The 22,727-nt window shown below is 66.4% G+C and carries 26 protein-coding genes; 14 read left to right on the top strand and 12 right to left on the bottom strand.

Features of this window, described 5'->3' with window-relative positions; translation table 11 throughout:
• Positions 1-248: 248 nt before the first annotated feature.
• The 3 genes from murD to ACQG3P_RS02820 are packed head-to-tail and all read right to left on the bottom strand — an operon-like array spanning position 249 to position 5,637.
• Positions 249-1,658 carry a UDP-N-acetylmuramoyl-L-alanine--D-glutamate ligase gene (gene murD, locus ACQG3P_RS02830; RefSeq protein ID WP_426804130.1) on the bottom strand — a complete coding sequence of 470 codons (1,410 nt, stop codon included), beginning with the start codon at positions 1,656-1,658 and terminating at the stop codon, positions 249-251.
• Positions 1,639-2,991, bottom strand: coding sequence for a UDP-N-acetyl-alpha-D-muramoyl-L-alanyl-L-glutamate epimerase (murL, locus tag ACQG3P_RS02825; protein WP_426804129.1), 1,353 nt, complete (start codon positions 2,989-2,991; stop codon positions 1,639-1,641). The genes murD and murL overlap by 20 nt, the downstream gene beginning before the upstream one ends.
• 42 nt (positions 2,992-3,033) lie before the next feature.
• Positions 3,034-5,637, bottom strand: a complete 2,604-nt coding sequence (locus ACQG3P_RS02820; RefSeq protein WP_426804128.1) for a bifunctional aspartate kinase/diaminopimelate decarboxylase — start codon at positions 5,635-5,637, stop codon at positions 3,034-3,036.
• Between the two features lie 128 nt (positions 5,638-5,765).
• On the opposite strand from ACQG3P_RS02820, the gene ACQG3P_RS02815 reads away from it, so the two are divergent.
• The gene (locus ACQG3P_RS02815; RefSeq protein ID WP_426804127.1) at positions 5,766-6,641 is read left to right on the top strand and encodes a PhzF family phenazine biosynthesis protein; all 876 of its coding nucleotides are present in this window, start codon (positions 5,766-5,768) and stop codon (positions 6,639-6,641) included.
• Positions 6,642-6,750: 109 nt separating this feature from the next.
• Here the strand turns inward: ACQG3P_RS02815 and ACQG3P_RS02810 are convergent, their stop codons facing one another.
• The gene (locus ACQG3P_RS02810; RefSeq protein WP_184125146.1) at positions 6,751-7,185 is read right to left on the bottom strand and encodes an OsmC family protein; all 435 of its coding nucleotides are present in this window, start codon (positions 7,183-7,185) and stop codon (positions 6,751-6,753) included.
• Between the two features lie 384 nt (positions 7,186-7,569).
• Here ACQG3P_RS02810 and ACQG3P_RS02805 point away from each other — a divergent pair, with 384 nt between their 5' ends.
• From ACQG3P_RS02805 to ACQG3P_RS02790, 4 genes are all read left to right on the top strand, one after another.
• A complete protein-coding gene (locus ACQG3P_RS02805) occupies positions 7,570-7,968 on the top strand; it encodes an HU family DNA-binding protein (protein ID WP_068854576.1) in 399 nt (132 codons plus the stop codon).
• A 260-nt stretch (positions 7,969-8,228) separates the two neighbouring features.
• The gene (locus ACQG3P_RS02800) at positions 8,229-8,537 is read left to right on the top strand and encodes a DUF3861 family protein (RefSeq protein WP_068849924.1); all 309 of its coding nucleotides are present in this window, start codon (positions 8,229-8,231) and stop codon (positions 8,535-8,537) included.
• A 39-nt stretch (positions 8,538-8,576) separates the two neighbouring features.
• Positions 8,577-9,107, top strand: a complete 531-nt coding sequence (locus ACQG3P_RS02795; RefSeq protein WP_426804126.1) for a hypothetical protein — start codon at positions 8,577-8,579, stop codon at positions 9,105-9,107.
• Positions 9,108-9,229: 122 nt separating this feature from the next.
• Entirely contained in the window at positions 9,230-9,826 is a 597-nt protein-coding gene (locus ACQG3P_RS02790) for a DUF1439 domain-containing protein (RefSeq protein ID WP_426804125.1), read from the top strand.
• Between the two features lie 57 nt (positions 9,827-9,883).
• Here the strand turns inward: ACQG3P_RS02790 and ACQG3P_RS02785 are convergent, their stop codons facing one another.
• Positions 9,884-10,426: a type 1 glutamine amidotransferase domain-containing protein gene (locus tag ACQG3P_RS02785; protein WP_426804124.1), complete on the bottom strand. Its 543-nt coding sequence runs from the start codon at positions 10,424-10,426 to the stop codon at positions 9,884-9,886.
• Between the two features lie 167 nt (positions 10,427-10,593).
• Positions 10,594-11,061, bottom strand: a complete 468-nt coding sequence (locus tag ACQG3P_RS02780) for an SET domain-containing protein (protein WP_068854575.1) — start codon at positions 11,059-11,061, stop codon at positions 10,594-10,596.
• 173 nt (positions 11,062-11,234) lie between these two features.
• Between ACQG3P_RS02780 and ACQG3P_RS02775 the strand changes: the two genes are divergently transcribed.
• The 5 genes from ACQG3P_RS02775 (at position 11,235) to ACQG3P_RS02755 (ending at position 16,520) form a co-directional block, all read left to right on the top strand.
• Positions 11,235-11,687, top strand: a complete 453-nt coding sequence (locus tag ACQG3P_RS02775) for an SUF system Fe-S cluster assembly regulator (protein ID WP_068849911.1) — start codon at positions 11,235-11,237, stop codon at positions 11,685-11,687.
• Between the two features lie 16 nt (positions 11,688-11,703).
• The gene (gene sufB, locus ACQG3P_RS02770) at positions 11,704-13,179 is read left to right on the top strand and encodes a Fe-S cluster assembly protein SufB (RefSeq protein ID WP_217536571.1); all 1,476 of its coding nucleotides are present in this window, start codon (positions 11,704-11,706) and stop codon (positions 13,177-13,179) included.
• A gap of 61 nt (positions 13,180-13,240) precedes the next feature.
• Positions 13,241-14,005: a Fe-S cluster assembly ATPase SufC gene (gene sufC / locus ACQG3P_RS02765; protein WP_068854574.1), complete on the top strand. Its 765-nt coding sequence runs from the start codon at positions 13,241-13,243 to the stop codon at positions 14,003-14,005.
• Positions 14,005-15,267 carry a Fe-S cluster assembly protein SufD gene (gene sufD / locus ACQG3P_RS02760; RefSeq protein WP_426804123.1) on the top strand — a complete coding sequence of 421 codons (1,263 nt, stop codon included), beginning with the start codon at positions 14,005-14,007 and terminating at the stop codon, positions 15,265-15,267. The genes sufC and sufD overlap by 1 nt, the downstream gene beginning before the upstream one ends.
• On the top strand, positions 15,264-16,520 hold the full coding sequence (locus ACQG3P_RS02755; RefSeq protein WP_093533355.1) for a cysteine desulfurase: 1,257 nt from the start codon (positions 15,264-15,266) through the stop codon (positions 16,518-16,520). The genes sufD and ACQG3P_RS02755 overlap by 4 nt, the downstream gene beginning before the upstream one ends.
• Before the next feature lie 189 nt (positions 16,521-16,709).
• Here the strand turns inward: ACQG3P_RS02755 and ACQG3P_RS02750 are convergent, their stop codons facing one another.
• From ACQG3P_RS02750 to ACQG3P_RS02730, 5 genes are all read right to left on the bottom strand, one after another.
• Positions 16,710-17,261, bottom strand: coding sequence for a hypothetical protein (locus tag ACQG3P_RS02750; protein WP_307107327.1), 552 nt, complete (start codon positions 17,259-17,261; stop codon positions 16,710-16,712).
• Between the two features lie 25 nt (positions 17,262-17,286).
• Complete coding sequence (locus ACQG3P_RS02745; RefSeq protein WP_426804122.1) at positions 17,287-17,652, bottom strand: hypothetical protein; 366 nt, start codon at positions 17,650-17,652, stop codon at positions 17,287-17,289.
• Between the two features lie 268 nt (positions 17,653-17,920).
• Positions 17,921-18,487, bottom strand: a complete 567-nt coding sequence (locus tag ACQG3P_RS02740) for a hypothetical protein (RefSeq protein WP_426804121.1) — start codon at positions 18,485-18,487, stop codon at positions 17,921-17,923.
• Positions 18,484-19,008, bottom strand: coding sequence for a hypothetical protein (locus tag ACQG3P_RS02735; protein ID WP_426804120.1), 525 nt, complete (start codon positions 19,006-19,008; stop codon positions 18,484-18,486). Before ACQG3P_RS02735 ends, ACQG3P_RS02740 begins: the two co-directional genes overlap by 4 nt.
• 436 nt (positions 19,009-19,444) lie before the next feature.
• Positions 19,445-19,846 (bottom strand): hypothetical protein, encoded by a 402-nt coding sequence (locus tag ACQG3P_RS02730; protein ID WP_426804119.1) that lies wholly within the window; start codon positions 19,844-19,846, stop codon positions 19,445-19,447.
• Positions 19,847-19,929: 83 nt separating this feature from the next.
• Here ACQG3P_RS02730 and ACQG3P_RS02725 point away from each other — a divergent pair, with 83 nt between their 5' ends.
• Positions 19,930-20,724, top strand: a complete 795-nt coding sequence (locus ACQG3P_RS02725; RefSeq protein ID WP_426804118.1) for an energy transducer TonB — start codon at positions 19,930-19,932, stop codon at positions 20,722-20,724.
• 17 nt (positions 20,725-20,741) lie between these two features.
• On the opposite strand, the gene ACQG3P_RS02720 is transcribed toward ACQG3P_RS02725, so the two are convergent.
• The gene (locus ACQG3P_RS02720; RefSeq protein WP_426804117.1) at positions 20,742-21,167 is read right to left on the bottom strand and encodes a hypothetical protein; all 426 of its coding nucleotides are present in this window, start codon (positions 21,165-21,167) and stop codon (positions 20,742-20,744) included.
• Positions 21,168-21,288: 121 nt separating this feature from the next.
• Here ACQG3P_RS02720 and ACQG3P_RS02715 point away from each other — a divergent pair, with 121 nt between their 5' ends.
• The 3 genes from ACQG3P_RS02715 (at position 21,289) to ACQG3P_RS02705 (ending at position 22,692) form a co-directional block, all read left to right on the top strand.
• On the top strand, positions 21,289-21,825 hold the full coding sequence (locus tag ACQG3P_RS02715) for a GNAT family N-acetyltransferase (RefSeq protein WP_426804116.1): 537 nt from the start codon (positions 21,289-21,291) through the stop codon (positions 21,823-21,825).
• Positions 21,822-22,154: a non-heme iron oxygenase ferredoxin subunit gene (locus ACQG3P_RS02710; protein ID WP_068849893.1), complete on the top strand. Its 333-nt coding sequence runs from the start codon at positions 21,822-21,824 to the stop codon at positions 22,152-22,154. Before ACQG3P_RS02715 ends, ACQG3P_RS02710 begins: the two co-directional genes overlap by 4 nt.
• Positions 22,155-22,293: 139 nt before the next feature.
• Positions 22,294-22,692 carry a hypothetical protein gene (locus tag ACQG3P_RS02705; protein ID WP_426804115.1) on the top strand — a complete coding sequence of 133 codons (399 nt, stop codon included), beginning with the start codon at positions 22,294-22,296 and terminating at the stop codon, positions 22,690-22,692.
• Positions 22,693-22,727 lie beyond the last annotated feature (35 nt).

Below are 22,727 nucleotides of genomic sequence, written 5' to 3'. Positions count from 1 at the left end.
CCGTCCGGCTGCGCCGTTGGCGCTTTGCCAGGGTGGGCCGCGAAGAGCAGCGGACTGACAGTCCGCTCTACCGTCCGGCTGCGCCGTTGGCGCTATGCCAGGGTGGGCCCCGAAGAGCAGCGGACTAACAGTCCGCTCTACCGTCCGGCTGCGCCGTTGGCGCTTTGCCAGGGTGGGCCGCGAAGAGCAGCGGACTGACAGTCCGCTCTACCGTCCGCTCTACCGTCCGCTGCGCCTTTGGCGAAATGTCAGGCGATGCCGATGCCCGGGATCGCGGTGATCTGGTCCGGATCGAACCCTGCAAGCTCGGCGAAATGGCGGCCGCGCGCGACGTAATCGCGGTACACGCCGTAGCTCGGTGCGCCCGGGGACATCAATACCACCCCACCCTCTTCGCCGAGCGCCGTGCGGGCCAGCCGCACCGCCTGCTCAAGGTCGCCGGCGGCGTGCAGACCGAACCGCCCGGCATCGGCCAGCGGCTGCAGCAGCGCATGGATGCGCGGGCCGTTGGCGCCCATGGTGACGATCTCCACCGGCGGCACATCGTGCGCCATGTGGTCCATGAAATCGTGCCAGTCCAGCCCCCGGTCATGCCCGCCCACCAGCAGCGCGATGCGCTGGCCGGCGAAGCATTCCAGCGCCGCCAGGCTGGCGTGCGGGGTGGTGCTGATCGAATCGTTGACGAAGCGCAGCCCGTCGCGGCTGCCGATGGTCTGCAGGCGGTTGGGCAGCGGCCGGAAATCCTGCACGGCAGGCGCCAGCGCCACCGCATCCAGGCCCAGCGCTTCGATCGCCGCCAGCACCGCGCACAGGTTGCCGCGGTTGTGCCGGCCCGGCAGCGGCGTGTTCGCGGTATCGAACACCCGCTGCTCGCCGCGATACACCCACTCGCCGCGCATGTGCCAGCCCTGCGGCTGGTTGAACCACACAACTTCGCTGTCCGGCAGCGACAGCGCGGCCAGGTGCGGGTCGGCCGCGTTGAGCACCGCGATACGCGGTGCCGCGCCGGTCACCAGCGCCAGCTTGTCCTGGATGTAGCGCGCTTCGCTGCCATGCCAGTCCAGGTGCTCGGGAAACAGATTCAGCACCACCGCTACCTGCGGGTGCGCGCCACTGCTCGCCACTTCGCCGGTCTGGTAGCTGGACAGCTCCACGGCCCAGTACGCCGGCGCCGGTTGCGGGTCCAGCACCTCCAGCAGCGGCAGGCCGATGTTGCCGACCAGCCCGGTGCGCGCGCCCGAGGCGCGCAGCAGATGCGCCAGCAGCGAGGTGGTGGTGCTCTTGCCCTTGGTGCCGGTCACGCACACGGTGTCGCGCACGGTGCCTTCGGCATCGGCATGCTCGGCAAACCACAGCGAGGTTCCGCCGATGAACTGCGTGCCCTGCGCCGCCGCCGACACCGCAGCTTCCCCGTAGGGGCTGATCCCCGGCGACTTGATCACCACCTCGAAGGCGGCCAGGGATTCAGCGCTGACATCCGACCGCACCTGCAGCGTATTGCCGGCCTCGGCCCGCGCAGCGGCGGCCTCGGCATCGGGGCAGAACAGGGTCAGGGCCAGCGCCGGCAGGCGCTGGCGCAGGACGGCGAATGCCGCACGCCCCTCACGCCCCCAGCCCCACAGCGCTACGCGCTTGCCTTCAAGCTGCGAAATTCGCACGCAGGCGCTCCCAGATCGCCGCCGGAATCCGGTGCTCGCCTTCCAGCACCAGCAACGGTTCGATCTGCAGTTCGGCGCCGTCCAGCTGCGGCTGGATCTCCTGGATGAAACGCTTCACCAGCGCATCCTCGTTCCATTCCGGACGTGCCGCCAAGGTGGCCATCGCGGCACGCGATTCGCGACCTTCGCCCACGCATTCGAACGGTTTGTGGTCCTGGAATTCCAGCAGCGCGTCGAAGCCGCCGGCCTGCTCCATGTCGTCCAGCAGGTTGCGGCCGAAGATGCGCACCAGCCGGGTCTTGGGCATGAACGGGGCCAGTGCCAGGAACACGAAGTGGCACTTCGGGCAGACCCCGCACCAGCGGTTCACCGGGCGCTCGCCCAGGATGTGGAAGTTGCGGTTGCAGCTGGAGAAATGCGCGTCGTAGAAATCGGTCCTGGCGAACTGGCGCGCCACGGCCAGCTCCGACAGCGGGCGCAGCAGCGAGTAGTAGTGCAGGTCCGCCGCCACGTGTTTCTCAAGGTGCTCGCCAAAGGCCTGCTCGAAGGCCCAGCCCTTCGACCACTGGTGGTTCACTTCACCGGTACCCGGAATCTGGCTGCCGTAGCTGGCCGAACGCTCGTTGGAGAACACGACCTGGTCCACGCCCTGCAGCAGCGCGGCCAGCACCATGATCGCCGAGTTCACGGCAGTGACCGGGATATGCCCGTTCCACGCGCCCTGGCGGTTGAGCTCGAACAGCTCGGGGGCCAGCGTGCGGCCGATGTTGAGCATCGGCAGGCCGGTGCGTTCGGCGCAGGCACGGATCAGCTGCGAACCGCCAATCCAGGTCACCGTTTCGGCGATGCCCAGCGTGCGCAGCGCTTCAATGCTGACCAGCGAATCCTTGCCGCCGCCGATGGCCACCAGTGCATGCTCGCGCAGGCCCACCGCCGGCGCGGTGACCGCCTCGCCGTCCACCGGCAGGCGGAACCGCCCGCGCAGGTTCAGCCCGTTGCGGTAGGCGAACTCGCCCAGCCCGTTGAGGTACACCGTTTCCACCAGCGCGGCGGTATCGGCATCGATGCTGTAGCTGTCGATCCGCACCTGCTCCGGCACCGCAGCCTTGTAATAGCTGACGCCCGCGAACAGGTGCAGCAGGCGCAGCGCCCGCTGCACGGCCTCGGCGCGGGCAGCGTCCAGCACGAACGGCGCGCCGGGAATGCTGACCGTCTCGACCAGCTCCGGACCATTGTCGAAGGCGTAGACCAGCTGCGCCACGCCGGTATCCGCGGCGAAGTCGCAGCGGACGAAGCGGAAGCAGGCAACCTGGTGTTTATCGAAAGCAGTCATGGCGTATCCGGTGAGGCAATAAGGGAAACCAACGGGAGGCGCTCAGGGCACATCGTCGATGATGTCCTCGCGCGGCAGCTCGCGCTGGTTGTAGGTGTTGGCCATGACGTACCCGTAGGCACCGGCATCGGCGATCAGCATCACATCGTCCGGCGCGGTGGATACCGGCAGCCGGCGGCGCTTGCCGAACACATCGCTGGATTCGCAGATCGGCCCGACCACATCGAACAGTGCCTCGGCATACCCGCCCAGCCGGCTGAGGTTCTCGATGTCGTGCCATGCGTCGTACAGCGCCGGGCGCATCAGGGTGTTCATGCCCGCATCCAGGCCCACGCGGCGGATGCCGTCCTTCTCCACCACCTGGGTGGCGGTGGTGAGCAGCACGCCCGATTCGGCCACCAGGTAACGGCCCGGTTCAATCGCCAGGCGGAAGGCCGGGTGCACCGCCTTGACCTCGGCCAGGCCGACGGCCCAGGCGTCCAGGTCGAACGGTTCATCGTCATCGCTGTAGGGAATGGGCAACCCGCCGCCGATGTCGATGGTTTCCACGCTGCCGATCCGGCGCGCGAACCCGGCCAGTTCGTCGCACATCAGGCGCCAGTGCTGCGCCGTTTCCACGCCGCTGCCCAGGTGGGCGTGCAGGCCGACCACGCGGGTGCCGAGGTCTTCGGCCAGGCGCACGAACTCGTCCACGCGGGCGATCGGCAGGCCGAACTTGGAGTCCTTGCCGCCGGTACGGACCTTGGCGTGGTGGCCCTCGCCGCGGCCCAGGTCCACGCGCAGCCACAGCTCGCGGTTGCGGAACAGGTCCGGCCAGCGCTGCAGCGCTTCCACGTTGTCCACGGTGACGGTCACGCCGAGCGCGAACGCCGCTTCATATTCGGTGCGCGGCGCGAAGCTGGGGGTGAACAGCACCCGGCGCGGCGACAGCGTCGGCAGCACGTTGAACACGTGCTTGAGTTCACCGTGCGACACGCATTCCAGGCCGAAGCCTTCCTGCTCCAGCAGCTCCAGGATGGCCGGGTGGCTGTTGGCCTTGATCGCGTAATACCGCTGGTCGATCGGCCTGATCGCCGCCAGCGCGCGAGCGCGGGCGCGCACCGTGGCCAGGTTGTACACATACCGCGGCGTACCGGCCTGGGCCAGGTGCAGCAGGTGCTCGCGCTGGCCCCGCCACCACGCGGTTTCGCGCGGGCGGATGGTGCCGGCGATCTCGCGCCAGCGCGGGCCGAACACCTCACCTTCTTCCACCGGCATCGCGCCGCTGTCGATCAGCTCGGCGTGCAGGATCGGCAGCAGGCCGTCGGCGTCGGCTTCATCGATGACGAAGGTCAGGTTGAGGTCGTTGGACGACTGCGAAATCATGTGCACGCGCTCGCGCCCGAAGGTCGCCCACACGTCCGACAGCTTGTGCAGCAGCGAACGCATGCCGCGGCCGACCAGGGTGATCGCCGCGCACGGCACGATGATCTTGACCTTGCAGATCTGCGACAGGTCGGCCGACAGCGCGGCCAGCACATCGGTATTGACCAGGTTTTCGGACGGGTCCAGCGACACCGTCACGTTGGTTTCGGCCGAACCGATCAGGTCCACCGACAACCCGTGCTTCTTGAACAGCCCGAACACATCGGCCAGGAAGCCGACCTGCTGCCACATGCCGATGCCTTCCATCGACACCAGCACGATGCCGTTGCGGCGGCTGATCGCCTTCACCCCCGGCACCGGTGCGGCATTGCCGTCGATGCTGGTGCCCGGCAGTTCCGGGCGTTCGGTATCCAGGATCGCCATCGGCACGCCGGCATCGCGGCACGGCTTGATCGAACGCGGGTGCAGCACCTTGGCGCCGGTGGTGGCGATTTCCTGTGCTTCGTAATAATCCAGGCGGGTCAGCAGGCGCGCGTCGGGTACGTCCTTCGGGTTGGCGCTGAACATGCCCGGCACGTCAGTCCAGATTTCCACGCGGCTGGCGCCCAGCAGCGCGCCAAAGTAGGCGGCCGAGGTATCCGAGCCGCCGCGGCCGAGGATGGCGGTACCGCCATCGGCGTGGCGCGAGATGAAGCCCTGGGTGATCAGCATGCGGGTCGGCTGGGCGCGGAACGCCGCAGCCCACTCGGCATCCGAGCGCCACTGGCAGTTCACCGACAGGCGCTGCGACCAGTCGCTCTGGTTGGGCTGCGGCGGCAGCGCCTGCAGCCACTCACGGGCGTCCATCCAGCCGAAATCCAGGCCGCTGGCGCGCAGGTAGGCCGCGCCGATGGTGGAGGACAGCAGTTCGCCCTGGCCCAGCACGTCGGCCTGCCATTCCAGCGGGCGCGCGGCGGCGCGCGGGTGTTCCAGCAGGCCCTGCAGCGCGGCCAGGCGCACATCCAGCGCGCTGGCATCGAGCTCGAGCTCGGCCAGGAACTCGCGGTGGCGGGCCACCAGCGCATCCACGCGGGCGCGGCTGTCGGCGGCGCCATCGGCGATCGCGGTCAGTTCATTGGTCACCCCGGACAGGGCCGACACCACCACCAGCACGCGCGCACCCGTTTCTTCCGCACGTTTTTTCGCCAGCTTCCCGATCGTGTCCCAACGGTGACGACGCGACACGGAGGTGCCGCCGAACTTCAGTACGATCCAGCGATCGACAAGGGGGGAAGCTGACATGGAGGTAAGAATGGGTAGGTAGTGGGGGGATCGACCCGGCACGCCGGGCCGAACCTCTGATTCTATGCCAAGCCACGCCCCGGCAGGGCTTGTTAAGCTGCCCGACCGTTCCGCCAGACCGATCCGCCATGACCGCCCGCCGTTTCCTGCAGCTTGACGTGTTTTCCCCTTATCCCGGCGCCGGCAACCCGCTGGCCGTGGTGCTGGACGCGGAGGGCCTGGACGACGCGCGCATGCAGGCCATCGCCCGCTGGACCCGCCTGCCGGAAACCACGTTCGTTTTTGCCCCACAGGTGCCGGGCGCCAGCTACCGCATCCGCATGTTCAGCCCGCAGAAGGAAGTGCCGTTCGCCGGCCACCCCAGCGTGGGCACCGCGCACGCGGTGCTGGACGCCGGCCTGGCCGCGCCGGTGGACGGCGTCCTGGTCCAAGACGGCATCGCCGGTGCGCTGCCGCTGCGGGTGGTGGGCGTAGGGGCGACGCGCAGCATCGCCATCCGCACCCCGCGCGCGGCGGTCGCCGAGGTGACCACGGCGGACGATCCGCGCCTGCAGGCGGCGCTGGCTGGCTGGACATTGGGCGGACTGCCGCCGGCGCGCATGTCCGGCGGACGCAGCTGGTGGGTGGTGGAACTGGCCGATGAAGCCACGTTGCGCGCCCTGTCACCGGACTGGGACGCGGTGGCTGCGCTGGCCGAAAGCACCGACAGCATGGGCGTGTTCGCCTACACGCGGAGCTCGGCAGACGATTACCAGCTGGCCGTGCGCGCGTTCGTGGGCAACGGCCGGCGCTTCGAGGATGCCGCTTCAGGCGCGGCCAATGCGGTGTTGGCTGCGTGGCTGGACAGCCGCAACGCCCTGCCCGGCGTGGACGGGAGTTATGTCGTCAGCCAAGGCCGCGAGGTCGGCCACGATGCACGACTGACCCTGCATGTGGATGCGGAGGGCGAGGTTTGGTCCGGCGGCCAGGTGCAGACGGTCATCCAGGGCACGATCACCTGGTAGGGACACGCCACGCGTGTCCTGCGTGGAATCCGGGCCTACGTGGGACACGCATGGCGTGTCTCTACGGGTCACCCCAGGGTGCCGACTTTGCGTCGGCACCCTGAACATTTCAGCCAGCCAGCTCGGCTTCCATGCTGATCGGCACCGCGCTCAGCGCCTTGGATACCGGGCAGTTCTGCTTGGCATCATCGGCAATGGCACGGAACTGGGTGGCGTCGATGCCCGGCACCTTCGCCTTCACTTTCAGCGTGATCTGCGAAAGCTGCGGGCCACCTTCCATCGACAGGTCGACCTTGGCTTCAGTGTCCAGCGAGGTAGGCACGAAACCGGCCTCGGTGAGCTTGGCCGACAGCGCCATGGTGAAGCAGCCGGCGTGCGCGGCGGCGATCAGTTCTTCCGGGTTGGTGCCCTTCTCATCGCCGAAGCGGCTGCTGAAGGCATAGCGGGTCTTGTCCAGCAGGCCGCTCTGCGGCGTGCTCAATTGTCCCTTGCCTGTCTTGAGGTCACCTTCCCAGTGCGCAGTGGCGTGACGCGAAATGCCCATCGTTGGATCCTTAGTGGGTGAATGGCAGCACCAGCGTAGACCGGCAGGCGTTAGCACCGTGTCTGGCCCTGCCGGCCTGCGGCTTCCGGCCGCAGCCGCCCGCCCCCTTGCCAGGCATGCGTGACCTTGGCCTCGTTGCAAAGTGCTGTTTTCAAGGCATTTCCGCACAACCCCTGCCCGCCCGACTGGCCCGGCAAACCGCTTCCACCCCGCCGAACGGACCGTTTTTTTGGGCATGTCCTGATGCACTGCAGTAACCGCAAACGCAGAAAAGCCGAATATTTATGCGTTAGCCTATTGGCGGCGCCGCATTGTTGCCCTACATTTCGCTTGCCGATGGGTTCGGCGCGACCACACAACCAACCGATCACGGAACAGGAAACCATGGCAAAGACCGCTAAGAAGGCTGCCCCGAAGAAGGCAGTGAAGAAAGTCGCTACGAAGGCCGCCGCAAAGCCGGCAGCTCCGAAGCCGATCAAGGAAGTGCTGACCAAGTCCGGCCTGGTTGCACACATCGTGGAAGCCTCCGGCGTTGTCGCCAAGGACGTCCGCGCTGTGCTGGCCTCGCTGGAAACCGCCGTGGCTTCCTCGGTGCACAAGAAGGGCGCAGGCAGCTTCACCCTGCCGGGCCTGCTGAAGATCACCACCGTCAGCGTCGCGGCCAAGCCGAAGCGCAAGGGCATCAACCCGTTCACCAAGGAAGAGCAGTGGTTCGCCGCCAAGCCGGCCACCACCAAGCTGAAGGTGCGTCCGCTCAAGAAGCTCAAGGACGCTGCGCTGTAATCTGCGCGCTTCCTGCAGCACCCGAACGGGACGGCCTTGGCCGTCCCGTTCTTTTTTGGGGGCTCTCACGCGTAGCGAAACACAGCGTTGCCAAACCCTGCCTGCGCCCGGCAGGATCGCGCAGAGCCAGCCGCCACGGCCCTCGCGGCCACTACGTGCAAGCCCGGAACGCACAAGGTGGAACACTGCGTGCGGCCGCGCCTGTCGTCCGGCCCGCCGGCCACGCCTAAGGTGGACCTACTCCCCCACAGTGCAGCGCCATGGCCAGCCCCTCGCAACGCTATCGCATCACCATCACCCCGATCGAAAAGGACGGGCTGCAGTGCAGCGGACGCTGCACCATCGAACTGGAACATCGCGCGCAGCAGGACTGGATGCGCCTGCTGGAGGTCGCCCGGCGGCAGACCGGGCTGGCCGGTGACGAGCGCGCCGCGGCCATCGTCGCCACCCAGCTGCTGCAGGACCTCGCCGCGCGCTACGCCGAACAGCCCGCGCATCCACTCACAACCCTGCAGCCGCAGCTGGGTCAGGTGCTCGACGCCCTGGATGCAATCCAGCGCGCGCCCTGAAGGTGGTTACACTCTCCCTTCCTCTGGGGAGAGTGCGCCATGCGTCGAGCCTTGATCCTGTTACCGCTGTTGCTGGGAAGCTGTTCCTGCCAGCGCGATGCCGAGCCTGAGCACGCGCTGGCGGCCAGCGCCTCGGCGCCGGCCAAGGCGCCGATCGATGTCAGCGCAGCCGCGTCGCAGGGGATGACGGCCACAACCCCGCCGGCCCTCAGCGCGGTGGCACCCGACGCGCCCAGTGAGTCGATCACGGTTCGGAACTACATCTATGCCCTGCTGGGCAAGGACCGCAGCGCGTCGGATGCCTACTGGACGGGCGGACGAACCTCGTCGCGCCCGGACGATGCCGTGCTGCGCTCGATCCCGCAGCTGCGCAGCCTGCGCGTGGATACCGAAAGCCCCATCGCCCGCGACACCGCGCAGCCCTCGCGCCTGCGCGAGGTACCTGTGCGCGTCCGTGCCATCACCGCTGATGGCACGTTCAGATACGAGGGCTGGTACCGGCTGCAACCGCGCCCGGATGGGAGCGGCTGGGAAATCCTGAGCGCTTCATTGCAGCCCAGCCTGCAGTGACACGTAGACCGGGGCGCTGCGCCCCGGGGGAGGCACTACCGGTCCGGGTGTCCACGCTCATGAAGCGCTGATTCAGGCCGACGCGCTATGGTGGCACCACCTCCCTGCCGCGCCTGCCGATCATGAAGCTACGCCCCCTGTTGACCCGCCTCGCCGCCTGCACCGTCCTCATTGCTGCCGCCGTCGGCGCGCAGGCGGCGCCGAGCATTTCCGGCCGCGAACTGTCGGTCGGTGCCAAGGACGTCCAGCAGTATCTGGACGGCAGCTTTCCGCGCACCCAGGACGCCCTCGGTGGCCTGATCGCGATGACCATGAGCCACCCCAAGCTGACCCTGCCGCAGGGCAACCGCCTCGATTTGGGCTTTGACGTGGCACTGGCGACTGCCGGCAGCGCGCCCGCGCCGCTGGGCAAGGTCAAGCTGAGCAGCGGCCTGCGCTACGACGCGCAGACCCAGGGTTTCCACTTGGACCAGCCAACCGTGGACGACTTCACCCCGGCCAACAACGGCGGCAGGCTCGACTCACGCACCCGCGAGCTGCTCAACGCGTTCCTGGTCGATTACGCCCGCCGTGAGCCGATCTACAAGATCGATCCCACCGTCGGCGCGATGCTTGGCGCGCTGCAGGTGCAGTCCGCCCAGGTGCAGAACGGCAAGCTGGTGGTCACCTTCAACCAAGACCTCGGCAGCCTGGTGCCCGCCGGCGTCCTCGGCCGATAACTCCGGACCCTGCCCGGCTGGGGTGGAACCGGGCCCGGCCCGGCTCCACCCCTTCGTTCATCCAACCAACGCCTTCGCCACGGCCTCGGAAAACGCCGGAATATCATCCGGCTTCCGGCTGGTGATCACCCCGTTGTCCACTACCACTTCCGCGTCGGTCCACTGCGCGCCGGCATTGCCGAGATCGCTTTTCAACGACGGCCACGAGGTCACGTTGCGACCCTTGGCCAGGCCGGATTCCACCAGCAGCCAGGGACCGTGGCAGATCGCTGCGACCGGCTTCCCGGCCGCCGCAAACGCCTTGATGAACGCCACTGCCGGCGCCTGGGTGCGCAGCTTGTCGGGGTTGATCACCCCGCCCGGCAGCACCAGCGCGTCGTAGCTGGCGGCGTCGGCGCCTTCCAGCGACTGGTCCACCGGTACGCTGTCGCCCCAGTCCTTGTCCTTCCAACCGCGGATCTGGCTGGCGTCACCCGGTGCGATGACGGACACCTTGGCGCCCCAGGATTCCAGCAGGCGCTTGGGTTCCTGCAGCTCGGACTGCTCGAATCCATCGGTGGCGAGCAGGGCGACGCGCTTGCCGTTGAGGTCATGTGCCATGTGGGGGCTCCTTGAAAAAGTGAGCCCCTACCATGCAGATCCGCGCATTGGCGGAGAGTGACTGGCATGTGGACGTCGCGTGCCCGGTAGGTACCGATCGTTGGTCGGTACGCAATGTCACCCGGCCAACGGTCGGGTGCTACCGCGGTAAAGCGCCTGCGGGCGCTTTACCGCTTGGGCTGCAACATCGTCCCGGTGCACTTCTTCGAGCCGCAGCGGCATTCCCAGATCTTCTTCAGGCGTGCGGTGTGGCGCTCGGCCAGGGTGATGCCGTAGTTGTAGGTCAGCTCGTCGCCCGGCTTGATGTCCTTGATCGCCTCGATGAACACCTTGTCCTCGCGGCGGTTGTCGCCCTCCGCCTCCTCGATCACGGCCTCGCAGTTGGGGTCGCAGCTGTGATTCAGCCAGCGCGCATCGTTGCCCTTGTAGTTGGCATCGATGACGTAATCGTCGTTCAGGGTGAACAGGAAGGTGTGACCGCTCTCCACATCCCCGGTATCATCGGCATCCACGTCGGCGTGGCTGCGCAGCAGCCCCTTGTACTGGATCACCCGCTCGCCCTTCTTGAGCGGCGCCAGCGCGAACACGCCATTGCCGTGAATGGTCGACTTGCGGGCTTGGATCTTCTTGGGCATGTGGCTGGCCATTACGTTGGGATGGTCGATTCTCGCTTAATCTTTGTGATTGCCCAACCACGTCCGCACCGCGCCCCTGCTGGCGCCCCACGTCGAGCACCTGAACAGGACGGGTTGGATGCCAGGGCATAAAAGCGTACAATTTCAGTCCGCTTTATGGTTCTGCCCTCCCCATGCTCCGCGTCACCAAGCTTACCGATTACGCCACCGTCGTCCTGACCGTCCTTGCCGCTCGCCCGGGCGAGGTCCTCAGTGCGACCGAACTGGCCGAATTCGCCAGCCTCGAGCCGCCCACCGTCAGCAAGCTGCTCAAGCCCCTGGCCCAGGCCGGGCTGGTGGAAGGCCTGCGCGGCGTGCGCGGCGGCTACCGGCTGACCCGCCGCCCCGATCAGATCAGCCTGTTCGAGGTCGTCGAAGCCATGGAAGGCCCGCTGGGCCTGACCGAGTGCGCGCACGACCACAGCCAGTGCGGACGCGAGCTGCAATGCGGCGCGCGCAGCAGCTGGCGGATGATCAACGACGTGGTGTCCGACGCACTGCGCAAGGTCACCCTGGCGCAGATCCTGCCCCCTCTTCCCCTTGTTGACGCCCCCCGCCGCGTGATCGCGGCGGATGTCGTCTCCTGATCCACAGGCAGCCCCCATGGCCACCGATACCCTCGACACCGTCGCCCCCGGCGACACCCCCAACCGCGAGATCCACGAGCAGCTCGGCCGCAAGTATTCGGCCGGCTTCATCACGGACATCGAATCGGATTCGCTGCCGCCCGGCCTGGACGAGGACACCATCCGTGCCCTGTCGGCCAAGAAGGAAGAGCCGGAATGGATGACGCAGTGGCGCCTGGACGCCTACCGCCACTTCCTGACCATGCCGATGCCGAACTGGGCCAAGCTGCAGATCGCCGCGATCGACCTGCAGGCGCTCAGCTACTACTCCGCGCCCAAGGGCCCGAAGTACGCCTCGCTGGATGAGGTGCCCAAGGAACTGCTGGACACCTACGACAAGCTGGGCGTGCCGCTGCATGAGCGCGCCAAGCTGGCGGGCGTGGCCGTGGACGCGGTGTTCGACTCGGTCTCGGTCGGCACCACCTTCCGCAAGGAACTGGCCGAGAAGGGCGTGATCTTCTGTTCCATGTCCGAAGCCATCAAGGAACACCCGGCGCTGGTCAAGCAGTACCTGGGCAGCGTGGTGCCGGTAGGCGACAACTACTTCGCCGCGCTGAACTCGGCCGTGTTCTCCGATGGCAGCTTCGTGTTCATTCCCAAGGGCGTGCGCTGCCCCATGGAACTGAGCACCTACTTCCGCATCAACGCCGGCCACACCGGCCAGTTCGAGCGCACCCTGATCATCTGCGAGGACAAGGCGTACGTGTCCTACCTGGAAGGCTGCACCGCGCCGATGCGCGATGAGAACCAGCTGCACGCCGCGGTGGTCGAGCTGGTGGCGCTGGAAGATGCCGAGATCAAGTATTCGACCGTGCAGAACTGGTACCCGGGCGACGAGAACGGCGTGGGCGGCATCTACAACTTCGTCACCAAGCGTGCCGAATGCCGTGGCGCGCGCAGCAAGGTCACCTGGACCCAGGTCGAAACCGGTTCGGCGATCACCTGGAAGTACCCGTCGTGCGTGTTGCTGGGCGATGACTCGGTGGGCGAGTTCCACTCCGTGGCGCTGACCCACCACCGCCAGCAGGCCGACACCGGCACCAAGATGATCCACATCGGCAAGCGCACCAAGAGCAAGATCGTCAGCAAGGGCATCAGCGCCGGCCGTGGCCAGAACACCTATCGTGGCCTGGTCAAGGTGGACCGCAATGCCGATGGCGCGCGCAACTACACCCAGTGCGATTCGCTGCTGATCGGCAAGACCTCCGGCGCGCACACCTTCCCGTACATCGAGGTGAAGAACCCGAGCGCTACGGTGGAGCACGAAGCCACCACGTCGAAGATTTCCGATGACCAGATGTTCTATTGCCGCGCGCGTGGCATTGACCAGGAAAACGCGGTCTCGATGATCGTGGATGGCTTCTGCAAGCAGGTGTTCCGCGAGCTGCCGATGGAGTTCGCGGTGGAAGCCAAGAAGCTGTTGGAAGTCTCCCTTGAAGGTTCCGTGGGCTGACCGGTCGCGCCTTCGTTTGATTTTTTTGCCACGCATGGCGTGGCACTACTGGATTCGTATCATGCTGAAGATTGACAACCTCCACGCCCGCATCGGCGACAAGGAAATCCTCAAGGGCCTGTCGCTGGACGTCAAGCCGGGCCAGGTGCACGCCATCATGGGCCCCAACGGCGCGGGCAAGTCCACGCTGGGCAACGTGCTGGCCGGCCGCGAAGGCTATGACGTCAGCGAAGGCGGCGTGCAGTTCGAAGGCCGCGACCTGCTGGAGCTGGCGCCGGAAGAACGCGCCGCCGCCGGCCTGTTCCTGGCCTTCCAGTACCCGGTGGAAATCCCCGGCGTGAACAACACCTACTTCCTGCGCGCCGCGCTCAACGCCCAGCGCAAGGCGCGCGGCGAGGAAGAACTCGATTCCATGCAGTTCCTCAAGCTGGTGCGCCAGAAGCTGGCCGTGCTGCACCTGAAGGATGAGCTGCTGCACCGTGGCGTCAACGAAGGCTTCTCCGGTGGCGAGAAGAAGCGCAACGAGATCTTCCAGCTGGCCGTGCTCGAGCCGAAGCTGGCGATCCTGGACGAGACCGACAGCGGCCTGGACATCGACGCGCTCAAGAGCGTGGCCGACGGCGTCAATGCGCTGCGCTCGCCGGATCGTTCGTTCCTGGTCATCACCCACTACCAGCGCCTGCTGGATTACATCAAGCCGGACGTGGTGCACGTGCTGGCCGATGGCAAGATCGTGCAGAGCGGCGGCCCTGAACTGGCCCTGGAGCTGGAAGCCCATGGCTACCACTTCCTGAAGGACCGCGTGGTGCCGGAGGCAGCGGTCTGATGAGCGCCCTGCTCGATTCCCTCGCCGCCGGCTTCTGCGGCAGCGACGCCCGCCGCGCCGAGCTCGATGCCGCCCTGCAGGCCGGCCTGCCGGGCCCGCGCAGCGAAGCCTGGAAATACACCTCGCTGCGCCAGCTCGAACGCCGTACGTTCCAGCCCGCGCCGCTGGCCGCGCCCGACATCGACCCTGCCCTGCTGGCCGACATTCCGTCGCCGCGGCTGGTGTTCGTCAACGGCCGCCCGTCCGCCGCGCACAGCGACGTGTCGGCGCTGCCGGCCGGCGTGCAGGTGCAGACCCTGTCCTCGGCGCTGGCCGCCGGCGAGGAAGCCCTGCGCTTCTTGGGCCGCCGCTTCGAGCGCAGCGAAGAAGTCTTCGCCCGCCTCAACGCCGCCCTCGCCGATGAAGGCGTGCTGGTGCGCGTGGACGACGGCGTGCAGGTCGAAACCCCGCTGCAGCTGGTCTTCATCAGCGCCGCCGGTGGCAGCGACCTGGCCTGGCATCACCGCCACCTGATCGAACTGCGTGCCGGTGCCGCGCTCGGCGTGGTCGAGCACCACCTGGATGCCGGCGATGCCGCGCACCTGGGCAACACCCTGGTGCACGTCCACCTGGCCCAGGACGCGGTGCTCTCGCACGCCCGCGTGCAGGCCGATGGCAGCCGCGCCACCGCGCTGCTGCGCACCGATGCCGTGCTGGCCCGCAACGCGCAGTACCGCCGCGTAGACCTGGAGCTGGGTGCCGCGCTCAGCCGCCACGAACTCAACGTGCGCCTGGAAGGCGACAACGCGCAGCTGACCGCCAACGGCGTGCTGCTCGGCAACGGCCGCCGCCATGTCGACACCCGCCTGGGCATCGAACACATCGCGCGCGATACCGCCTCGGAGATGGTGTGGCGTGGCGTGGCCGCCAACCGCAGCCGCGTGGTCTTCCACGGTGGCATCCACATCCGTGCCGGCGCCGATGGCACCGACGCCAACCTCTCCAACAAGAACCTGCTGCTCTCGGCCGACGCCGAAATCGATACCCAGCCCACGCTGGTGATCGACGCCGATGAGGTGAAGGCCGCACACGGCGCCACCGTCGGCCAGCTCGATGCCAACGCCCTGTTCTACCTGCGCTCGCGCGGCCTGCCGGCCCAGCAGGCGCAGCAGCTGCTCAGCGCCGCGTTCTGCCACGAGCCGCTGAACGTGCTCGACGCGCGCCTGACCGAACAGCTGCGCCGCCAGCTGGACCTCGCGCTGACCAAGGCAGGCGTGGCATGAACCTCTCCACCCCGCGCCCGGTGGCCGACACGGCCGCCGCTCCCGACTGGGACCGCGTGCGCCTGGACTTCCCGCTGCTGATGCGGGAAGTGCACGGCAAGCCGCTGGTGTACTTCGACAACGCCAACACCGGCCAGAAGCCGGTGCAGGTGATCGGCGCGGTGGATGAGTTCTACCGCCGCTACAACGCCAACGTCAGCCGCGCCGTGCACGCGCTGGGCACCGAGGCCACCGACGCCTACGAAGGCGCACGCAGCAAGCTGGCGCGCTTCCTCAACGTGCGCGCCAGCGAACTCATCCTGTGCAGTGGCACCACCTTCGCCATCAACCTGGTGGCCTATTCGTGGGCCCTGCCGCGGCTGAAGGCCGGCGATGTCATCCTCGTCTCGCGCATGGAGCACCACGCCAACATCGTGCCGTGGCAGCTGGTCGCCCAGCGCACGGGCGCCACGATCCGCGTGGCCGAGATCACCCCGGAGGGTGCGCTCGACCTGGATGCCCTGCGCAAGGCCATGACTCCCGAGGTCAAGCTGCTTGCCGTGGCCCACGTCTCCAACGTGCTGGGCACGGTCAACCCGGTGCGCGAGATCTGCCGGGAAGCGCGCAAGCGCGGCATCATCACCGTGGTGGACGGCTCGCAGGCCGTGCCACACCGCAAGGTCGACATCGCGAACATCGGCTGCGACTTCTACGCCATCACCGGCCACAAGATGTGCGGCCCTACCGGCACGGGCGCACTGTGGGCGAAGCGCGAGCATCTCGATGCCATGCCGCCGTTCCTCGGTGGCGGCGAGATGATCAAGGAAGTGAGCTTCGAAGGCACCGTCTTCAACGACGCTCCGCACAAGTTCGAAGCTGGCACCCCGAACATCGCCGGCTTCATCGGCCTCGGCGTGGCGGTGGACTATCTGGAATCACTGGGCCTGGAGCACGTGGAAGCGCGCGAAAGCGAGCTGCTTGCGCACTTCACCGAAGAACTGAACAAGATCGACGGCCTGCGTATCTTCGGCACCACGCCGGACAAGGCGGCGGTGGTCTCTTTCCTGATCGAAGGCGCGCACGCGCACGACCTGGCCACCCTGCTGGACCTGGAAGGCGTGGCCATCCGCTCCGGCCAGCACTGCGCCCACCCGCTGCTGCAGTACTACGGCGTGGCGGCCACCTGCCGCGCGTCTCTCGCGTTCTACAACACGCACGCCGAGATCGAGCGGTTCATTGCGGCGTTGAACAAGGTGCGCAAGCTGCTGGGCTGACGCCGGCCGCGTACGATGACAAGAAGACGCCGCGGGCAACCGCGGCGTTTTGCATGGCGCGCACCTTTTACATCGAGCCGGTAGCGCACGACCGTTGGTCTTGCGCCGCATACGTAAACCTTCGAAGCTCAATGCCCTCCAAGCCGCGCGCATTCACCTTCATGATTGGCTGAGCACCATTCAGCTGAGCTACGGACGGGCTGCAGATTCAACGAGTTCCTTGATCAATGAATCGACACCCAAAGAATCCGCAGCTCCATAGGCCACCGCACTACTGGCCTTGCCACGCACGAACACCGTGAGAAAATAGCACTCACCGTCGTCCATCTCACCTCCCGTGTAATGCTTCGGCAAGTCAGCTGCGCCGGCATACAAGCTCATAAGATGTGGACCGAGCGGACTATTCTCCAGGTCACGCTCAGGCCCGAAACTACTCTTCATCAGAGTGCCATCCACACGAACGTAACCATAGCTCGGGAACCCAGCACTCCCGATCTCAAGGAGCACCGCTCCGGAATTACGCGCAGAACGGTCGGGCAACTCTACCCGGTGCACGCGCGTCTCTTCCCAGTGTCGAATGCATCTCCTGAATTCAGGAACGAAAGCGTTCGAAGAGTGAGAACCGCTGACCAAGCCTGCATAGTTGGCAACCTCTGCAGCTGGCGCGCGACCCATCGAAAATATCAGGGCGATGCAAGTAGCGAGAGGAGCAATAGAACTGAAAACGTGCTTCCAATTCATGACTTAGTATCCAAGCCGTGACCGGTCAACGGCGAACCCTTACCTCGACACTGGAGGTCAGCGTGAGTGATGCGTAGCATGGAAGTTCAGCGAGCACAGTGTATACCTCCAAGACGGAGAGAAAGCCACCCCGCACGAACAGAATAAACTCAACTCCAAAACCATCTGCCCCTGTAGCCGACAGACCCTCAATCTCAAAGTCCGCCTCACCTGAAAGCGGGATCGCGTCGCTCCCCACAATAAAGTCGACGTACACGCCCACTCGACTTTCCGTTCGCGCAATAGCAATGACGCGGCCCAACTGAGCACCGAGTTCTTCCGGTACACCCTTAGCCTCAAGCAGACACTTGATTGCCGTTTGTTCCAGATCGGGAATATCAGAGAGCCTCATCAACGCTGCCCTCAGCTGCAGCTGCCGGTGGCGACGCTTTCATGCGCCGCGACGTTCGCACATCGGACAGTCCGGTGAGGCCCGAGCATAGACCACCGTCTTCGAAGACCAAGCCACGCCACGAGTACCCGTCGTGGCATCCATCTCGTCTTCGGATCTGACCAGTCCCTCTGCAAGCGCAAGCGCCTTAACCATATGCCACTCCTCAAAGAGGCGAACCCCGATCATGAATTTTTGATGGACCTTTCTCATTGGTCGTCCCTGACTATCACAGCGGCGCAAGCAGCCCATCAATATAGTCACCAAGACCAACCACATCGTCGGAACCACCGATGAAATCGTCGTCCATCATCTTCCTGACTTCCGCCACCCCGCCCAACCTGTCCACCACGGATCGCATGAAGTCCAATTTTCCCAGGAACAGTGTCGTATCCTGATCCAGTCGAATGATCCATTGCTGGTCGAGAGAGAAGACATAGTGGTCGCGCAGGAAACTGTAATTCTCATCCCAGTACGTGCGAATGGATTCCATATCCGGCTTGATGTGGACGCCGCTCAACAGATCAGAGGCGTTCCTGTATCTGACTGCACCGAGTCCCGAAGGATACCCGGCCGCCTGGTTGTGCACCGCTATCCAGCATTCCCACACGCTATCCGGTGCCAGATCCTCATAGGAAGTTCGGTCAAAGGCCATTCCAGCCCAGCCCTGGATCGCGAAGGGCAGATCAGGGGGCATCGTCGGCAATACGATGGACTCGATGAAGTTCAGCCAAGCAGCCGTCGGGGATAGCCCAAGCGCATCCGGGAAATGATCAGCCATTCCGTCCAAGGTCATCGGTCGGGCTCTAGGTTAAGGTCTGGCGGCACCCCTGCTCCCTGGATCACCACGCTGAACTGTTCTTCGGCATTGTATCCATAGCAGTCCACGAGTATCACGACCTCGGCAGCATCAGAGTGGAACAAGGCCGAATCCCCGGTGAAGGCCGCAAGCGCCACCATGGAGGTAACGGTGAACCCGCTCACGGGCGCGAATCCGAGATAGTCCTTCTCATGAAAGCCAATCTCGCCCTCAAGGGGACCCAGCCTGCGCTCGACGCAGTGCATGACCCTGAGTGCTTCGGCCAGGCCGACATAGGCACGAACGAGACCCGGGGCATCGCGAATATCCTGCGGCCACACAATGTCCCGGTCAAATGACCTGGTTCGGAAATCCTCGATACGCAGGCTGCAGGAGGCTGCTTCATTGATAGCCTGGACCAGAGCAGCGCCGTGGCGTAGCCGCAGATGCGCACGCTCCCTCTCATCGGCCAGCAACATTCGCCGCTTACGCACCTCATCCCAGCTTCTGCTCTCCACGCGTGGCGTCCTTGGATGCGCTATCGTCATTTCCACCCCGCGCGTGATGCCTCCGGCACTTCCGGGGGATCACACATCTCCAGTGCCGACCGGCCAACGCTGCCCAGGCAGGGTCCCACGAGCGGGTGCGGGATGCAGGTCCCGGCACCCAGCATCTTCTCCTGCGCGCCTGTCACTACATAGTAGATCTCATAGCTGGACGGCTGGCCTACCGTGGCGTCCCTCTGGACGAAATCGACCAGATGTATCCGGCACGCGCGTCCGTGCAGGCGGGGGATCACCTCTGTGGCGAACGTTCGCTCAAACGCCCGTGCATAGCCTTGCGCGATCACGCGGCTTGGCTGATGGTTGGTGACGTACGGGCCCTCCGAGCGATCGCCACCGCATCCTGCCAGCAGCAACAGGCACAGAAGACCAGCCCAGCAGCGGAGCCTGCTCATGTCTTCCTGCACTCAGCCAATGCCAGCTCGACGATCTCCGCCGAGCAACGGGTGATGCTGCCTTCGCAAGTGCGCGCCTGAAGCAGCGCCTCGTTCGGCCCCTGTAGTGCATAGAACACGCGAGTGCGGTCTTTCTGCGATGCCGTCGGGACCAGGCTGCTCCCGATCAGATGGACACCGATGCTTCGCGAAGGATCGCCATGTTTTCCTCCAAGCTCACGCTCGATCTTCGACCAGTAATGCTGCGAAACTCCGCTGTGCGGATCCCTGGTAGATAAGGTGTAGGTGCACTGCGGGCGCTGGGCGCAGCCAGCACCCAGCAGCGTCGACAACAACAGCCCGACGACGCCGATACACCGCGCTATTCTCCCTTCCCGGTGTTGCGTTTTCAGACCCATCCTGCGCCCCGTCCCTTCCCCCGCCAGAGCATACGACGAAGCGGGTATGTAATAATGAGAACCCTTCTCATTAATGCCACTGAATGTCGTCGGTCGCCCCCAGTGCCGCGAGCACCCCACCGCTGCACGCTTACCTGCAGGGCCCACACCAGGGTGCTCCGGGCCGTGCGCGGGCACGCGCCTCGTTCACCGAACGCCATGCGCGCACGCTCGCTGGCAGCCTGACCGTGCTGGCCCACGCTGCCGTCATCGCGCTGCTGCTCTGGACCCACGTTGCCAGCACGCCGGTGCTGCCGCCCCCGCAAGCCGACCGCACCCAGTTGGTGCTGCTGCCGCCGCGGGCGCCGGAAGTACCATTGGAAGACATCGTCGCGCCCACCCCCAGCACGGCCGCCACGCTCCAACAGCAAAAGCCCGAACCACCGCGCGACCGGCCCACGACGCCGCCGCGCGAGACGGCCCACTGGGTGATCCCGCCACCGACCCCGCCGCAGCCCAAGCCGGATTCGCCGGCGCCCCTGCAGCAGCAGGCCTCGGTTGCCGCCTCGCCGCCCAGCCCACCGCTGCCGCCCGGCCCCAGCGAGACCACGCCCGGCCGCGACAGCTGGGAAGGCCGGGTCATGGCGCGGCTGGAACGCTTCCGTCGTTACCCCCACGCCGCGCGGGCGCGCCGCCATGAGGGCGCCGTGCAGGTGCGGGTGAGCCTGGCCCGCGATGGCCAGCTGCTTGCGCTGGCGGTGGAGCAGAGTTCGGGCTACGCGATGCTGGACCAGGCCGCGCTGGATACCTTCCGCCGGGCCGCGCCGTTGCCGGCCGTGCCCGACGACCGGCCGGCACCGGTGGAACTGTCGTTCCCGGTGGAGTTCTTCATCCGCTGAGCGCCCGCGCAGGCGTGCTATTCGGTCAGCGCCGTGCGCATCTCGCGCTCGATCTGTTCGACCAGCAGCAGGTTGCCATGCTCCGGCGCGCGCTCGTAGGCGCGTTTGGCCGCGTCCTGGGCTTCGGCCAGCAGACGGAAGCGCACCTCGGCACTCTCCGCCACCCGCGCGGAAGCGAAACACGACGCCGCCTGGTAGTAGAGCTCCTGGACATCGCCCAGGTCGCGCGCGCGCTGCCGCCAGCGCGCGGCCGGCACGTCGTTGCCGGGGGTGGCTTCGTAGTGCGCGATGAGCCGCTTGATCGCCACCAGGTCGTCATCCTTGGCGGCGGCGGTCACCACGGCCAACTGGCGGGGCGACAGGTAACGGTCGTCCGTCGGGGGCCCTTCGCCGCAGCCGGGCAGCGCCAACAGAAACACGCAGGACAGGAAAGTGGACTTCATAGCCGCACGATCCTGCCAGTGCCCGATTCGCACGGCCAACGCACCGTTCCTATCAAAAAGCGGCATTACATAGGCAGCGCCACTGCTACCCGCCACCGGCGCCCCGCTCTAGAATGACGGCATGAGCACCCTGACCTTCCGTCCGGCCACGCTGGCCGACATTCCCGCCCTGATCACCCTGGTCACCTCGGCCTACCGCGGCGACGCCAGCCGCGCCGGCTGGACCACCGAAGCGGACATGCTCGACGGCGCGCGCATTGACGCAACCGGCCTGCAAGCCGATATCGAGCGCCCGCGCAGCACCGTCCTGCTGGCCGAACGCGACGGCCAACTGCTGGCCTGCGCGCACGTGGCCGACGACCACGGCAAGGGCTACTTCGGCATGTTTTCGGTGGACCCGGCCCAGCAGGGCGGCGGCATCGGCAAGCAGGTCATGGACGCGGCCGAAGCCCACGCCGCGCGCGAATGGGGCGTGCCGGTGATGCAGATGACGGTGATCGACATCCGCGATGAGCTGATCGCGTTCTACGAGCGCCGTGGCTACCAGCGCACCGGCATCAAGAAACCGTTCCCGTACGGGGATGAGCGCTTCGGCATTCCCAAGCGCGACGACCTGCGCTTCGAGATCCTGGAAAAGCCACTGGCGGCCCTCGCATGAGCGAGACCTGGACCTTCGTCTGCGCCACGGCCGAACTGCTGCCGGGCGAGATGAAGAGCACCTTCGACGAGGTTACCGGCACGCCGATCGTGGTGTTCAACCTGGACGGGGAGCTGTTCGCCCTGGAAGACCAGTGCACGCACGAGGAATTCGAACTGTCCTCGGGCACGTTCGATACCGAGGAAGGCAGCATCGAATGCGTGCTCCACAGCGCACGTTTTGACGTGCGCGATGGCCGTGCCCTGTGCGCCCCGGCCTATACGGCGGTGCCGAAGTTCCCGGTGAAGCGCGAGTTTGACGGCGTCTGGACCCGCGACGACCGCGACTGAGTCTCACCGAGCCGATAGAAAACTTGAATCGGCCCCTGGCCGGTTCTGTGATGCCCGCCGCACGGCGGCGGATGCGAATCATTATCGTTTCTGTTAATTTATCGGTATTCGCCTTCCCGGCCTGACCGACTACCGCCTCATGGCTGCCGCCAGTGATGCCACCGCCAACCGCTGCTCGACCCCATTGCTGCTGACCGCGGCGGTGCTGTTCTGCCTGCTGGCCGTCGTGGCCGGACTGGGCACTTCGCTGGGTTCGATGGATCGTGCGCGAACGGTGGCCGCGATGGCCGCTGGCGAATCGCTGCAGGTGTCCGGCATACCTGCACCAGACCGCGCCCCGGTCGCCGTCCACGCCTGCGCCGCAGCGGAAAAGGAAGCCGAGAACGGCCGCCCCGACCCTGCCGAACGTGCCACGTCGCTTCCGTCGTGCATGGCAGGCACGCGCACCGCAGCGTCACCCGCCGCGTGGGCCATGCCGGCGATCCGATCGCGCCCACTGCGTTCGCATCTGTCGCAGGCGCCGCCCGCGCGCGCCTGACCGCTGCTGCCCAGGCACCTCGCCACGCAGGGCGC

Origin of the sequence: Stenotrophomonas sp. SrG, from assembly GCF_050031795.1 — a bacterium.
Taxonomy (GTDB): domain Bacteria; phylum Pseudomonadota; class Gammaproteobacteria; order Xanthomonadales; family Xanthomonadaceae; genus Stenotrophomonas; species Stenotrophomonas rhizophila_A.
The sequence above is the reverse complement of the archived record's forward strand: the minus strand, read 5'-3'. Positions and strand labels throughout refer to the sequence as shown.

What these genes read in the sequence shown, in the direction of transcription:
- murL (WP_426804129.1), bottom strand. Translation starts at nt 2,991, where the DNA reads ATGACTGCTTTCGATAAACACCAGGTTGCCTGCTTCCGCTTCGTCCGC.
- ACQG3P_RS02820 (WP_426804128.1), bottom strand. Translation starts at nt 5,637, where the DNA reads ATGTCAGCTTCCCCCCTTGTCGATCGCTGGATCGTACTGAAGTTCGGC.
- ACQG3P_RS02815 (WP_426804127.1), top strand. Translation starts at nt 5,766, where the DNA reads ATGACCGCCCGCCGTTTCCTGCAGCTTGACGTGTTTTCCCCTTATCCC.
- ACQG3P_RS02810 (WP_184125146.1), bottom strand. Translation starts at nt 7,185, where the DNA reads ATGGGCATTTCGCGTCACGCCACTGCGCACTGGGAAGGTGACCTCAAG.
- ACQG3P_RS02805 (WP_068854576.1), top strand. Translation starts at nt 7,570, where the DNA reads ATGGCAAAGACCGCTAAGAAGGCTGCCCCGAAGAAGGCAGTGAAGAAA.
- ACQG3P_RS02800 (WP_068849924.1), top strand. Translation starts at nt 8,229, where the DNA reads ATGGCCAGCCCCTCGCAACGCTATCGCATCACCATCACCCCGATCGAA.
- ACQG3P_RS02795 (WP_426804126.1), top strand. Translation starts at nt 8,577, where the DNA reads ATGCGTCGAGCCTTGATCCTGTTACCGCTGTTGCTGGGAAGCTGTTCC.
- ACQG3P_RS02790 (WP_426804125.1), top strand. Translation starts at nt 9,230, where the DNA reads ATGAAGCTACGCCCCCTGTTGACCCGCCTCGCCGCCTGCACCGTCCTC.
- ACQG3P_RS02785 (WP_426804124.1), bottom strand. Translation starts at nt 10,426, where the DNA reads ATGGCACATGACCTCAACGGCAAGCGCGTCGCCCTGCTCGCCACCGAT.
- ACQG3P_RS02780 (WP_068854575.1), bottom strand. Translation starts at nt 11,061, where the DNA reads ATGCCCAAGAAGATCCAAGCCCGCAAGTCGACCATTCACGGCAATGGC.
- ACQG3P_RS02775 (WP_068849911.1), top strand. Translation starts at nt 11,235, where the DNA reads ATGCTCCGCGTCACCAAGCTTACCGATTACGCCACCGTCGTCCTGACC.
- sufB (WP_217536571.1), top strand. Translation starts at nt 11,704, where the DNA reads ATGGCCACCGATACCCTCGACACCGTCGCCCCCGGCGACACCCCCAAC.
- sufC (WP_068854574.1), top strand. Translation starts at nt 13,241, where the DNA reads ATGCTGAAGATTGACAACCTCCACGCCCGCATCGGCGACAAGGAAATC.
- sufD (WP_426804123.1), top strand. Translation starts at nt 14,005, where the DNA reads ATGAGCGCCCTGCTCGATTCCCTCGCCGCCGGCTTCTGCGGCAGCGAC.
- ACQG3P_RS02755 (WP_093533355.1), top strand. Translation starts at nt 15,264, where the DNA reads ATGAACCTCTCCACCCCGCGCCCGGTGGCCGACACGGCCGCCGCTCCC.
- ACQG3P_RS02750 (WP_307107327.1), bottom strand. Translation starts at nt 17,261, where the DNA reads ATGAATTGGAAGCACGTTTTCAGTTCTATTGCTCCTCTCGCTACTTGC.
- ACQG3P_RS02745 (WP_426804122.1), bottom strand. Translation starts at nt 17,652, where the DNA reads ATGAGGCTCTCTGATATTCCCGATCTGGAACAAACGGCAATCAAGTGT.
- ACQG3P_RS02740 (WP_426804121.1), bottom strand. Translation starts at nt 18,487, where the DNA reads ATGACCTTGGACGGAATGGCTGATCATTTCCCGGATGCGCTTGGGCTA.
- ACQG3P_RS02730 (WP_426804119.1), bottom strand. Translation starts at nt 19,846, where the DNA reads ATGGGTCTGAAAACGCAACACCGGGAAGGGAGAATAGCGCGGTGTATC.
- ACQG3P_RS02725 (WP_426804118.1), top strand. Translation starts at nt 19,930, where the DNA reads ATGTCGTCGGTCGCCCCCAGTGCCGCGAGCACCCCACCGCTGCACGCT.
- ACQG3P_RS02720 (WP_426804117.1), bottom strand. Translation starts at nt 21,167, where the DNA reads ATGAAGTCCACTTTCCTGTCCTGCGTGTTTCTGTTGGCGCTGCCCGGC.
- ACQG3P_RS02715 (WP_426804116.1), top strand. Translation starts at nt 21,289, where the DNA reads ATGAGCACCCTGACCTTCCGTCCGGCCACGCTGGCCGACATTCCCGCC.
- ACQG3P_RS02710 (WP_068849893.1), top strand. Translation starts at nt 21,822, where the DNA reads ATGAGCGAGACCTGGACCTTCGTCTGCGCCACGGCCGAACTGCTGCCG.
- ACQG3P_RS02705 (WP_426804115.1), top strand. Translation starts at nt 22,294, where the DNA reads ATGGCTGCCGCCAGTGATGCCACCGCCAACCGCTGCTCGACCCCATTG.